The sequence below is a fragment of the Thiomicrospira microaerophila genome, assembly GCF_023278225.1.
GTDB lineage: Bacteria > Pseudomonadota > Gammaproteobacteria > Thiomicrospirales > Thiomicrospiraceae > Thiomicrospira > Thiomicrospira microaerophila_A.
In genome coordinates this window covers 168,667-180,905 of record NZ_CP070959.1, presented here as the reverse complement: position 1 = coordinate 180,905, position 12,239 = coordinate 168,667, and the positions used below count along the sequence as shown (strand labels likewise).

The following is a 12,239-nucleotide window of genomic DNA, read 5'->3' as shown; positions in this document are numbered from 1 at the left end:
TCAACTGGGCGCATCAAGCTGTTGCAGCATTTGTTGGTAAAGTTCAAGGCTTTGCGCGGCATCCTCAGCATCCATTTTATTCATCACAAACCCGACATGAATCAACACATAATCTCCCACCGCGACCTCCTCGCCCATCAAGGCGAGGCTGGCGTGACGCTGCATACCGAGTGTATCAACCCAAGCGGTGTCCTGCTCAATCCGCACGACTTGTGAAGGAATCGATAAACACATCAGCTAGTCTCGCATTTTGCGTTTAAAGCGAATCCAGTCGGCGACTCGTTCAACGCTTGTGCTATCTAACGCCGAGATACTGAGGATGTCGACATTGGGTTTGAGGCGGCGTGCGGCGGCTTTAACTGCATCAAGATCAAACTCAAAATGCGGCAACAGATCACATTTGGTGATTAACACCAAATCGGCTTTTTGAAACATCACCGGATATTTATCGACCTTGTCATCGCCTTCGGGCACCGACAGCAGTACAATATTCAAATGACTGCCAACATCGTAGCTCGCCGGACATACTAGGTTGCCGACGTTCTCGATAAAGCACACATCCAGCTGGTCTAACGGCATGGCGTGCAGCCCCTTGTGCACCATAAACGCATCTAAGTGACAGGCGGTGCCGGTTTGAATTTGATGCGCAACAATGCCTTTGGCTTGAATCCGATCAGCATCACGATTGGTTTCTAAATCGCCTTCAATCACACCAAAACGAAACTCGCGCTCAGGCAAATCTGCCAAGGCTTCGAGCAAGCGGGTTTTGCCGCTGCCCGGACTCGACATCATATTCAATGCCAACACCCCTGCCCGATCAAAATGCGCACGATTATGCTCGGCTTGTTGATTGTTTTTATCGAGGATTTGATGAATGACATTTAGCGTTTTGCTGTCGTTTAACTGGGGGTTAAGTTTGACATTATCCAGCACCAACGGCTTGGCCGGTTTGGCAGGCGCAAGGCTACAACCGCAATCTTCACACATCTAACGTCTCCTGTTTTGTAGCCAATAGCCTACGACTAAAACCGCGACGACTAACCCCAGCAAAGGTAAATGCTGAATAAAGCTGTCATAAAAATGCACATGATGATGATCCGCTTCATGTGCCCAGGCCTGGCTTGAGGCCAATAAACCTGAGAGCCCGCTAAGCGCTAATAACCGCGATGTTAAACGTTTTTTCATGATTGTCTCCGATAGCTGTTATAACCAGGCCTGGTTGTAAAACCAGCCCTTTACAAACTGCGTAAATCTAAAAACGCCTTCAAAGACGTTGCTGTCCAAGGCGCGACCTGATCACGGAACGCCTTTTGTGAAGCCCAAACTTTAGCCGCGAGTGGATCACGCGCGGCGGCCGCTTCAACCACCTCCGCACTGGCTTTTTTCAACTCAAGCAACACATCCTTAGGGAAATGGCGCAATTGTACGCCATGCTGATTTATCAAGGTATTGAGTGCCTGCTGATTACGCGCGGTATATTCAGCCAGCATACTTAGGTTAGCGACCTTCATGGTGTTGCGCACGATTGACTGTAAATCAGGGGTGAGTTGATTAAAGGCTTTTTGATTAATCATACACTCTAACGCCGAACCGGGTTCTTGCCATCCTGGCGTGTAATAGTATTTTGCCACCCGATGAAAGCCAAAGGCCAAATCATTGTAAGGCCCAACAAATTCTACCGCATCAATCAACCCGGTTTGCATCGCTTGAAACAACTCATTACCCGGCAGGTTAATCGAGACTGCGCCCACCTTTTGATACACTTCAGCACCCAGGCCTGGCATTCGAATCTTTAAGCCACGCAAATCGGCTAGGCTATTAATTTCACGATTAAACCAACCGCCCATTTGGGTGCCGGTATTACCGGCGGCATTCGGAATCAAACCAAAAGGTTTATAGGCCTCTTCCCACAGTGCCATGCCACCACCTTGATACAACCAACTGTTCATTTCTTCAGCCGTCAGCCCCATCGGCACCACGGTGAAAAAATCCGCACTCGGCAGTTTGCCTTTCCAGTAGTAGGCGGTAGCATGGCCGAGTTCCGCTTGACCTTGCGACACCGCATCAAATACCTCAAACGGCCCGACCAGTTCCCCGGCACCATAAACACTAATCTTAATGCGTCCACCGGACATCTGTTCAATCAGTTGGGCCAGCTCATTCGCCCCGGTGCCCAAACCCGGAAAGCTTTTCGGCCAAGCCGTCACCATTTTCCAGTTAAACACCTGTTCACGATCAATACTTACACCTTCATCACAATTCGAGCCACAGCCCACCAGACCTGCTGCACCGAGTGCCGCCATGCCGGCTAATAATTTGCGTCTTTGCATATTCAACCCTTAAAATTAGATAAACCTATCTTAACATTATAAGCTAGAGGCTTAACAAGCTATGGCACAAATCCTTGGCTTACAGTATTATGAACGCTTTTTTAATAATCATAAAATACTATGTATCTAGCCCCTTTTTATACTGAACAAGAATCAACAATTTTAATTACGCCTGAGCAAGGCAGCCGTTTTGCCAAAGAGGTAGCGGATGATTTCAACCCATTGCATAACCCAGAATCTAAACGTTTTTGCGTGCCTGGTGACTTGCTGTTTGCGCTAAGTTTAGCAAAATTAGGGGTCGCGCAAACGATGCGTTTTAACTATACCGGCATGGTCGGCAAGGATACCGCGCTGGTGTTTCCTGAGAAAATGGCTGAAAAAATGCAGATTCAAGACCAAAACGGCAAAGCCTATCTTGAAATTGAACAACGCGGCGAAATTAGCCAAGATATGGCGATGATCGAAGCCTTTTCAAAAGCTTATGTCGCGTTTTCAGGCCATAGTTTTCCGCATATTTTGGTGCCGTTAATGGAACAAAATAACGTGATGATTAATCCGGAAAAACCGATGGTGATTTACGATAGCATGTTGGTTGAATTTGATGACCTGAACGCCAAACAGCCGACACTTAAACTAACCGACACCTCACTGGAGGTCAATGGCAAGCGGGGTCAGGTTAAAATCGCGTTTGATACCTTTGAAGACGAACGCAAGATTGGTCATGGCTACAAAACCATGTTATTAAGTGGTTTACGTGATTACGACCAGGAAGCGATTGATGATCTCGTTAAACAATACGAACATGCCAAAAGTGCCTATTTAACCTAACACCCCGCTTAGACCCCTGTTGTTAATTAAATAAAGCCGTCGCTTGCATCAAAGCGGCGGCTTTTAGCCAGTTAAAAATCGCCGCCAAAATCCTAAATCAAAAGCCCAACCCTCGTTATAATAGTTTGAAAATCAATCTCAATTGGAATTCAAATCAATGAAACAAAAAGGTATCTTACCCGCTTTAGTTTTAAGCTTGATTTTAACGAGCCCGATGAACTGGGCATCCGATAACTGGCGCAACCAGGTCGTGATCCAACCGCTTGCAGAAGTGGTGATTGAGTTATCTCAGTCGTTTGCCGCCGAGGTTATCAGCCCGAACCAGACCGCTCTATCCAGTGAAATAAACGCTCGGATAAAGCACATCCAGCCTCGCCCCGGCGAGTTTGTTAAAAGTGGGCAGCGATTAATTGAGCTGGATTGCGGTGACCAACAACTGCAACTTGAACGTCTGCAAGCGCAACAACAACAAACACAAGCGAGTTTGAGTTTAGCGCAATTACAAGTTACTCGGTTTGAAAGCCTGCAAGCCCGAGACCTAAGTAGTCGCAGCCAACTAGATGAAGCGCAAACCCAGGTTCAACAACTGCAAGCGCAACAGCAACTACTTAACACTGAACAACGCATTGCCCAACGTCAAATCCAACGCTGTCAAATTTATGCGCCTTTTGATGGCGTAGTATTGCAACAAAACGTGGGTTTAGGTCAGTGGGTCAGTATCGGCACCCCGTTACTCGATCTATTACAAACAAAAGCAGCCGAAATTGAAACCCAAGTTCCATTCAGCTGGCTACACAATGCGCAAAGCACCAGCAGGCCTGCTGATCTTTATGCCATTTTTCGAGCGCAGGGTATCGAAGAGCAGCAGGTTAAGCTATTACGCCAAGCACCGAATATTGAACCGCGTGGCCGTTCAGTCAAGCTTTGGTTTAGCGCTGAAACCGAACTGCCGATTGGGCTAAGTGGTCAAATCACCTTAACCCAATCTCGCCCCTATTTACCTGCGAGTATCATCGTCCAGCGTGACCAGGATTTAGGGGTATTCGTTGTCGATGGCGAGCAGCTGCAATTCCGTATTTTAGATCAGGCTCAAGAAGGACGTCCGTATCTACTGCCCGCTGACTGGCCGACTGATCTGCAAATTGTAACCCAGGGTCAACAACGCCTTAAACGCGAGTAAACGCTATGATCAAACGCTTTATTAGCAATGCGGTATTGGCAAACCTGGTGTTTGCGTTGGTGCTGGTAATAGGCACCCTGTCTTATCTTGATATGCCGCGCCAAAAAGATCCGACGATCAACTTTAACTGGATTGTGATTGTCACCGCTCTCCCTGGCGCCAGCGCGGAAGATATTGAAACCCGCGTGACTCAGCCACTTGAAGATGGCTTACGTAAACTTAACGATGTCAATTTCATTTCCAGCACCTCGCGGGTGGGCCTGTCAAATATTCTGGTGCGTTTTCGCGATCTAGATGATCGCACTTTCGACAAGCGCATCAGCGACCTTCGCCGCGAAATCCAAAACAAACGCCCAGAATTGCCGGCTGATATTATTGAGCCGATGGTGATTGAAATTACCAGTGCGAATGCCTATCCGTCTGCCACCTTAGTTCTGAAGGGGCAGGCGCTGGATGAAACTCTGCGTTCGCAAGGTTATCAACTTAAACGTGAACTAGAACGTTTACGCGGTGTAGATCGCATTGACACCATCGGCCTGGAAAAACCCGAACTCCAAGTCCGACTGGACTTTGACCGCCTTGCCAACTTAGGCCTAAGCCCTCCGATGATTGCTGATATGATCGCGGCACAATGGCAAGATCAAGCAGCCGGAAAGTTACGCGTTGGTCAAGCGCAATGGTTAATTCGCCATATCGGTCAAAGCCCTGATCCACAAGCCTTGGCACAATTGCCGCTGCCGACACCACAGGGCGAGGTATTACTTGAAGATGTGGCCGAAATTCTGCGTGCACGTCAAGATGCCACTCAATTAGTCTCGATGAATGATCAACCGGCGATTATGCTGGCGGTAATGAAATCCGGCATGGCCAATACGCTGGAACTAGTCGAGCGGCTAGAAGATTTTATCGACGACTATAACCAACAGTATGCGCCACAAGGCCTGACCCTGACCCTTGCAGATGATCAAACCCAGTCCACCCGCGATGCGATTTCGATGATGCAAACCAATGCGCTGCAAGGCTTAACCTTTGTTTTATTGGTGAGCTGGTTGTTTTTGGGCTGGCGCATTGGGGTGTTGGTGGCAATGGCGATTCCGTTTTCCCTTACCGGGGTATTTATTGTACTCAACATGTCCGGGGAAACGCTGAACCTCACCGTGCTACTCGGCGTCATTATTGCGCTAGGGATGCTAGTGGATGTCGCGGTGGTAATGATTGAAGCCATGCATCAACAAATGCACCGAGGCCGCAACACCCTAGACGCGGCAATTGAAGCAATGCGGGAAGTTGGCTGGCCACTGATCGCGGCGGTGCTCACCACCATTGCCGCCTTTTTACCGTTAATGCTCTTGCCTGGCATTCTTGGTGACTTTATGCGGATTGTGCCGCTGGTGGTGACCATTGCCTTGATTATCAGTCTTATTCAAGCCTTTTGGATGCTACCCTCCCAAAGCCATGCCATGCATTTAAAAGCAGATCAGGCTCACCACCTTAGCCCCGGCCGTGAACGACGTTTAATGAAGCTACGCAACCTGTATGGACGTGCACTGGTCAAAAGCTTTCGCCACCCTTGGTTAACGCTACTCGTTTTGATCGCAACCTTTTCGTCCGCGGTGTATCTGGTGGCATCGGAACGGATCACCACCAATTTTTTCGCCTCTGATACCCTGGAGATTTTTTACCTGAATGTCGAATTGCCGACAGGCACCCCGCTCGACCAAACGCTTGCTAAAACGCGTGAAGTTGAAAAACTCGCCCAGGCCTGGTTAAAACCCGAAGAGCAGCGGGCACTGGTCAGTTATGCCGGTCAAATGTTCACCGAAACCGAGCCACTGATTGGCGAAAACTACGGGCAGGTGTTTATCAGCCTTGCGCAATTAAACCAGCGCACTGCAGATGAGATTATAGATGGATTACGCGACTACCTTATAACCCATGCCCCCATCCCTGCAGAAGTAGGGGTTCTAAAACTTTCAGGCGGCCCTCCTAGCTCCAAACCCATCAGCGTCAAAGTGCGCGGGGATGATTATGACCAAATCGCAGCCGCAGTTGCTGACCTGACCAGCGTGCTTGAAACCATACCCGGCATTAAAGATATTCAAAATGATGCCACTCTCGGCAGTCCGCAACTGGTCACCCAGCTTAACATGACGGCAATCAGTCGTGCTGGCCTCGACCCTATGACCGTGGTGCGTAGCTTACGTTTGTTGACGGATGGCGAAGTGGTTGCACAAATGAACGACCGAGGCGAACAGGTGGATTTACGAGTACGCGGTGCTTTACCGCACACTGAAGACATCCAGGCCTGGTTAGCCACGCAAATTGCCAGCCCAAGCGGAAACCGGATTGCATTAAGCGAGCTGGTGGATACCGAAGTTCGTCAGGGGTATGTCAGTTTACGCCATCATAACTTTAGCCGAGCTATCACCCTTGAGGCTGATATTGATCGCAGCCAAATTGACACCCTAAGCGCGAATGCGCAATTACAACAGGCTTGGGAACAGCTTGCGGTCAATCACCCTGGCATTAATCTTGATTTTTCAGGTGAACTCGACGAGATCAATGAATCCTTGAATGCTATGATGATGCTGTTTGTGATGGGCGTCGGTTTGATGTACTTGATTTTGGGTGCGCAATTTAGAAGCTATTTTCAACCCCTTATTATCCTGCTCACTATTCCGATGGCCTTTACCGGTGTTGCCTATGGCTTATGGCTCAGCGGTTACCCGCTCAGCCTCTATACGCTTTATGGCGTGGTCGCCCTATCCGGTATTGCAGTCAACTCAGCCATCGTACTGATCTCTGCCGCCAATAGTCGGAGAGATGATGGAATGTCGGTGCTCCATGCGATTGTCTATGCCGCTCGGCGCCGCCTGGTTCCGATCCTGATTACCACCTTCACCACGATGGCAGGCTTAATGGGATTAGCCATAGGTTTAGGCGGTCACTCATTAATGTTTAGCCCGGTCGCTACCGCGATTGTATGGGGCATCGGTGTTTCAACCCTGCTCACCCTGTTCACCATTCCGTTAATATATCGCTTAACAGCCAGAAGTAAAATCAGCCCCTAAAAGGAGAGATCTATGAAGCTCGAAACCATTGCATTACATGGCGGTTATCAGCCGGAAGACACCACCAAGTCGGTGGCGGTGCCGATTTATCAAACCACGTCGTTTGCGTTTGATGATGCGCAACACGCAGCCGATTTATTCGACCTTAAGGTAGCCGGCAATATCTACTCGCGCATTATGAACCCCACCAATGCGGTGCTGGAAAGCCGTATCGCTGCAATGGAAGGCGGCATTGCAGGCCTGGCGGTGTCGTCCGGCATGGCCGCGATTACCTACACCATTCAAACCCTAGCCGAAGCCGGTGATAATATTCTCAGCACCGGCGAGCTTTATGGCGGCACTTACAATCTGTTTGCCCATACCTTGCCACGCCAAGGGTTAGAGGTGCGCTTTTTTAACAAGGATGCCGCAGATATTGAGATCGCACAGCTGATTGATGCCAACACCAAGCTGCTCTATTGTGAGACCGTCGGCAATCCGTCCGGCGGCATTGCCGACATTGAACGCTTGGCTCAATTAGCGCACCAGCACGGCATTCCGCTGGTCGTCGATAACACCGTGGCATCACCTGTGCTTTGGCGGCCGATTGAACAGGGCGCGGATATAGTGATCCATTCGGCCACTAAGTATATTGGCGGCCACGGCACCACTATTGGTGGCGTGATTGTCGATTCGGGAAAATTCCCCTGGGCAGAACATGCCGAGCGTTTCCCGTTATTGAATACGCCGGATGTGTCTTATCATGGCGTGACCTACACCCAGGACTTTGGCGCGGCAGCGTTTATTGCGCGTTGTCGCGTAGTGGACTGTCAACCCTTTTTCGTACACAAAGACGCCCATTTTTTATCTAGTTCCTTCATCGCCCTGATCCACTGATTTTCATACTCTACCGGCGAGTAATTGTCATTGGTACTGTGCATTCTTTGGTGGTTGTACCAGCCAATATAATCAGACACGTCATATAATGCCTGCTTGCCTGTGGCGTAGGTGGTGCGATACACGCGCTCCTTTTTCAAACTGGCAAAAAAGCTTTCTACTACCGCGTTATCCCAACAATTACCCCGTCTGCTCATGCTGGGTTTAATCCCCCAGTGCTTGAGCACGTTGCGATAAGCCTTGGCTACAAACTGGCTGCCTTGGTCGGTGTGGATAATCAGCCCGCGTGTGGGTTTTCGGCTCCACAAGGCTCTCAATAACGCTCTTTTGACCAGTTGGGCCTCCATTCGGCTATCCATCGCCCAGCCGACCACACGGCGTGAATACAGGTCAATAAACACCGCGAGGTATTGCCAGCCTTCAAGCGTTCGAATGTAGCTGATGTCCGCGACCCATTTTTGATTTGGACCTTTGACATTAAATTGACGCTTGAGCGCATTGGCCGCAATCCGGTCATCGTCAATCGCCGCTACATTGCGATTGCAATAACGCTGGCGCGTGATGACTTTTAACCCCAAAGCTTTCATCCGTTCGATTATACGTCGGCGACTAACCTCCAGCTTATGCTCACGTTTGAGGGCGGTCTTAATCCGCCGTGCGCCAATCGTTTGGCTATAGCGTTCAACCATTTCAGTAATATGCTGATCTAGTTGAGTCTGCTCGCTGTCCTGCTCTGTTTGTCTTTGTTTACGTTGCGCCTGAGTTCGTATGTAACTGGTGTAGCTGCTTCGCTTAACCCCTATCAGCCTACAGAGACGACATGCACTGGAATCGGCTTTATGTGCATCAATCCAGGCGTACTTTGCTATTTGTGTACCGCAAAGTACGCCGCCGCTTTTTTTAATAGTTCAACGTCCTCCAAGGCCGTTTTTAATTCGCGTTTAAGCCGGCGATTTTCAGCTTCTAGATCAACCGCTTTTTCAACGGTTGGCTGAACTGAATCTTTATTTTGATTAGCGCGACGGTGTTTATCAACCCAGCCATACAGGGTGTTTTCTTTGATGTCGAGATCGCGTGCTATTTGAGCAATCGGCTTTGACCCTTCAAGTGCCATTTCGATGGCTTGCTGTTTGAGTTGATCATCATAGCGTTTTTGTTGTTTCATCATCGTTTTCCATTCGTTGTATTTAAGTCACATTTTAACGTGTCTTTGTGTACGAAGGATTGTAGCCAGTCCAACACCCAAAAAGTCGCCGAGTTCTTAGCCCAACACCAACAAGTGGCTTGGGTGAACTATGCAGGCCTGGCGAGCCACAAAGACCACGCACTGGCCAACAAGTATTTAAACGGCAAAGCCTCCGGCATTCTGAGTTTCGGCTTAAAATCGGGGCGTGAAGGCACGCGTCAATTCTATGACGCGCTACAAATGATTATTCGCTTGGTGAATATTGGTGATGCCAAATCCTGCGCCAGCATTCCGGCAGAAACCACACATCGCCAACTTAATGATGCAGAACTCAAAACCGCCGGTGTGTCACCGGAAATGGTGCGCTTATCGATAGGTATTGAACATATCGACGACATCCTCGCCGATATAGACCAAGCCCTCACCGCGGCTAAAGCTTAAAGCAAAACCCCGTTCACCAGGCCTGGTGAAGCAGGGATTATTCGCTGTTTTCACAGGCTTTATAAAAAACTTGAGCCTATAACTAACACTTATCCGTTGGGCAGCTTGAACAACCGATTTGTTTTTTATTAAAAATCCGTTGATACAACATCACCAACACCAAGGTACTGATCACACTCAACGCAATCAGCGGCCAAAACGCCGGAATCATCTCCCAACCTACTGCCAGCGTGATCTCGCTATGCGCATCCAAACGCTCCACCAAATGCCAATTTTCTAAATGACTATCCAAATAATAAACCAACAACCCCACCGCAATAATCAGCGCCACAATACACATTTACATTTCTCCTAACAGATGACACAACCAGGCCTGGTTGTTGATATTACATTGTTCATTGTCCAAATTAAACGGGATAACATCCAGCGTTAAATCTTCATCAAACTCAAATGGCGCAAGGGGGCTTACAAACCCCGCCCATTGTGGATAAATCAGCACCAATCGCCCAATGCCTGGCAAACACTTTTGTCCATAGGCAAACAGTTGATACATATCCGCTTGCGCGATGCCCGCTTTGCCATCGGGCTGGTTTTGATCGAGCAATTTCCATTTGGTATCCAACACCGCCACCCGTTCATTGCCGCGGTAAATCACCAGGTCTGGTCGCAGTTGAAATATAGGCTTGGCGTTTTGCGTGGAGAGGTAGTGTTTGGTTGATTGGGTTTGTAACCGATAACCCGACGGCAAATCACGCTGAATTTCGCTGGCGACATAGGCTTCAAACAACTTTTCCATCGGTAATAAAAACGAAATACCGGCATGCTGATTGGCGGTGGCAAACGGACTGTACTGGCTTAAAATCAGTTTTAGCCAAGGTAGTAGGTTTTGATAATACTGCATATCGCGGCTGGTGCGCCAGGCCTGAAAATCTTGACGGATATGGCGCGACTCCGGTACATCATCAAACGCAAAGCGCAGTTCACGCGCCAGCTTTTGATTGGGCAAATACTGGCTCCATTTGGTAACCAAAATCAATGCCGAATGAATCAGGCGGTTCTCTGCCCGATTATCACTAAATACATCGTATTCGATACAAAACTGCGTTTGTTTGGTGGGCGATTGGCGCAGTTGACGCGCGGTTTGCAGCTGACCTTTTAAAAACCGTTCTTGCGCCTCGATGCGCTGGTAGTCTTTACGAATGCCTTTGCGCACCACTTGCGCCAAGTCCTGCAAAAACCGACCCATCAGCACCTCTGGCAAGGGTTGTTTCACTGTGTCAATTAACGCATCGGTGGATTCAATAAACGGCAACACCTTCGCCGCTTTCAGCATCCGCAATAACAGCTTGCGGCTGGCTACCAGGTCTGGTTGTTCAAGTGTTGGCGCGTGCTTGGGCAGAATTTCAATTTGCACGCCATCAGGCGTGGCAATCACGCCCACAAAACCCCGCACCTTTAAGGTGTGCGAGTTCACAAAACTTAAATAACGATGCGCTTTATCCGAAGACTGCGCTATTTTAGACAGGTAAAACCAGGCCTGGTGAGTGACTTCAATCTGATCAAAGCTATTTTGCGCATTGTGTTGAGCGCGAACAATCCGCCCCCATTCGCGCACGACAAGATTACTTGTCATCAACAATCCAGATCAGTAAATGGGTTCACGATCTTTAAACGCTTCTCTATTAACAGCCCATGTTGCATATCTTCTGAAAAAAGCAGACCACATTCGTTCTCTAATGCCGTCGCCACAATCAAGCTGTCATAGTATTGCAACTTATAACGAGTCCGAATATCCAGTGCGCGTTGCTGAGTCTTTAAGCTAAAGTTGCTCACATAAAACGCATCACTTAATTCAATGATCGCTTTTTGTAGTTGTGACTCAGACAGCGCAAGTTTTTTTAAACCGACATTAATAAACTCATTAATCACTTGAGTTGAAATCATACTTGGCTGGCTAAATAAAACACTGTTCGCCCTTTCCGCCTTTTCAGCTTCCGTGCTTGAGTAGGCATAGATGAGAATATTCGTATCGCAAAAAGCCTTCATCGCTTAACGCTTATTCGCTTCATCACGATTAAACTTAAAGCCACGCGTATCAACGGCTATAGCCGATAAACGCTGACGCGCTTTAGGTGCATCGTCGGTTTCGATAACGACCCGAACATGCTTGTTTTTAAACTGCTCAAAATTTGGAATCTTGAGATATTCATTGACCACATCGGTTTCAAATTCAATGACATACATCTTATACACTCCTGTGCGAATGCTTAGTGTAAGGTATTTGTAACGGATTAAAAAGCCATTCAAAAGTGGCGTCTTAACTGTTC

At 48.5% G+C, this 12,239-nt stretch carries 14 protein-coding genes and 1 pseudogene; 5 read left to right on the top strand and 10 right to left on the bottom strand.

Translation table 11 applies throughout. The annotated features are described in order from the left end of the window. From JX580_RS00905 to JX580_RS00890, 4 genes are read right to left on the bottom strand one after another with little or no spacing between them, the layout of a single operon-like run. Positions 1-234 (bottom strand): HypC/HybG/HupF family hydrogenase formation chaperone, encoded by a 234-nt coding sequence (locus JX580_RS00905; RefSeq protein ID WP_248850932.1) that lies wholly within the window; start codon positions 232-234, stop codon positions 1-3. A gap of 3 nt (positions 235-237) precedes the next feature. Next, the gene (hypB, locus tag JX580_RS00900; protein WP_248850931.1) at positions 238-987 is read right to left on the bottom strand and encodes a hydrogenase nickel incorporation protein HypB; all 750 of its coding nucleotides are present in this window, start codon (positions 985-987) and stop codon (positions 238-240) included. Then, positions 988-1,185, bottom strand: coding sequence for a hypothetical protein (locus tag JX580_RS00895; RefSeq protein WP_248850930.1), 198 nt, complete (start codon positions 1,183-1,185; stop codon positions 988-990). It abuts the gene before it with no gap. A gap of 50 nt (positions 1,186-1,235) precedes the next feature. Then, positions 1,236-2,330: a TRAP transporter substrate-binding protein gene (locus tag JX580_RS00890; RefSeq protein WP_248850929.1), complete on the bottom strand. Its 1,095-nt coding sequence runs from the start codon at positions 2,328-2,330 to the stop codon at positions 1,236-1,238. 120 nt (positions 2,331-2,450) lie between these two features. On the opposite strand from JX580_RS00890, the gene JX580_RS00885 reads away from it, so the two are divergent. The 4 genes and pseudogenes from JX580_RS00885 to JX580_RS00870 form a co-directional block, all read left to right on the top strand. Further along, entirely contained in the window at positions 2,451-3,158 is a 708-nt protein-coding gene (locus tag JX580_RS00885; RefSeq protein WP_248850928.1) for a DUF3581 family protein, read from the top strand. A 157-nt stretch (positions 3,159-3,315) separates the two neighbouring features. Further along, the gene (locus tag JX580_RS00880; protein WP_248850927.1) at positions 3,316-4,338 is read left to right on the top strand and encodes an efflux RND transporter periplasmic adaptor subunit; all 1,023 of its coding nucleotides are present in this window, start codon (positions 3,316-3,318) and stop codon (positions 4,336-4,338) included. Positions 4,339-4,343: 5 nt separating this feature from the next. Then, positions 4,344-7,409: an efflux RND transporter permease subunit gene (locus JX580_RS00875; protein ID WP_248850926.1), complete on the top strand. Its 3,066-nt coding sequence runs from the start codon at positions 4,344-4,346 to the stop codon at positions 7,407-7,409. A 12-nt stretch (positions 7,410-7,421) separates the two neighbouring features. Then, a pseudogene (locus tag JX580_RS00870) lies at positions 7,422-8,213 on the top strand (aminotransferase class V-fold PLP-dependent enzyme); the annotation flags it as partial. Positions 8,214-8,218: 5 nt separating this feature from the next. On the opposite strand, the gene JX580_RS00865 reads toward JX580_RS00870, so the two are convergent. Then, positions 8,219-9,136 (bottom strand): IS3 family transposase, encoded by a 918-nt coding sequence (locus tag JX580_RS00865; RefSeq protein WP_248851884.1) that lies wholly within the window; start codon positions 9,134-9,136, stop codon positions 8,219-8,221. 14 nt (positions 9,137-9,150) lie between these two features. Further along, positions 9,151-9,453 (bottom strand): transposase, encoded by a 303-nt coding sequence (locus JX580_RS00860; RefSeq protein WP_248850925.1) that lies wholly within the window; start codon positions 9,451-9,453, stop codon positions 9,151-9,153. Between JX580_RS00860 and JX580_RS00855 the strand changes: the two genes are divergently transcribed. Next, complete coding sequence (locus JX580_RS00855) at positions 9,442-9,912, top strand: PLP-dependent transferase (protein ID WP_248850924.1); 471 nt, start codon at positions 9,442-9,444, stop codon at positions 9,910-9,912. The two genes, JX580_RS00860 and JX580_RS00855, sit on opposite strands and share 12 nt — an antisense overlap. A gap of 82 nt (positions 9,913-9,994) precedes the next feature. Here JX580_RS00855 and JX580_RS00850 read toward each other — a convergent pair whose 3' ends face one another. Genes JX580_RS00850 through JX580_RS00835 form a run of 4 tightly spaced genes read right to left on the bottom strand, consistent with a single transcriptional unit; the run spans position 9,995 to position 12,156 of the window. Then, positions 9,995-10,252, bottom strand: a complete 258-nt coding sequence (locus JX580_RS00850) for a hypothetical protein (protein WP_248850923.1) — start codon at positions 10,250-10,252, stop codon at positions 9,995-9,997. Beyond that, positions 10,253-11,545 (bottom strand): McrC family protein, encoded by a 1,293-nt coding sequence (locus JX580_RS00845; protein ID WP_248850922.1) that lies wholly within the window; start codon positions 11,543-11,545, stop codon positions 10,253-10,255. Continuing rightward, entirely contained in the window at positions 11,545-11,958 is a 414-nt protein-coding gene (locus JX580_RS00840) for a PIN domain-containing protein (protein WP_248850921.1), read from the bottom strand. Before JX580_RS00840 ends, JX580_RS00845 begins: the two co-directional genes overlap by 1 nt. A gap of 3 nt (positions 11,959-11,961) precedes the next feature. Then, positions 11,962-12,156, bottom strand: coding sequence for a hypothetical protein (locus JX580_RS00835; RefSeq protein ID WP_248850920.1), 195 nt, complete (start codon positions 12,154-12,156; stop codon positions 11,962-11,964). Positions 12,157-12,239 lie beyond the last annotated feature (83 nt).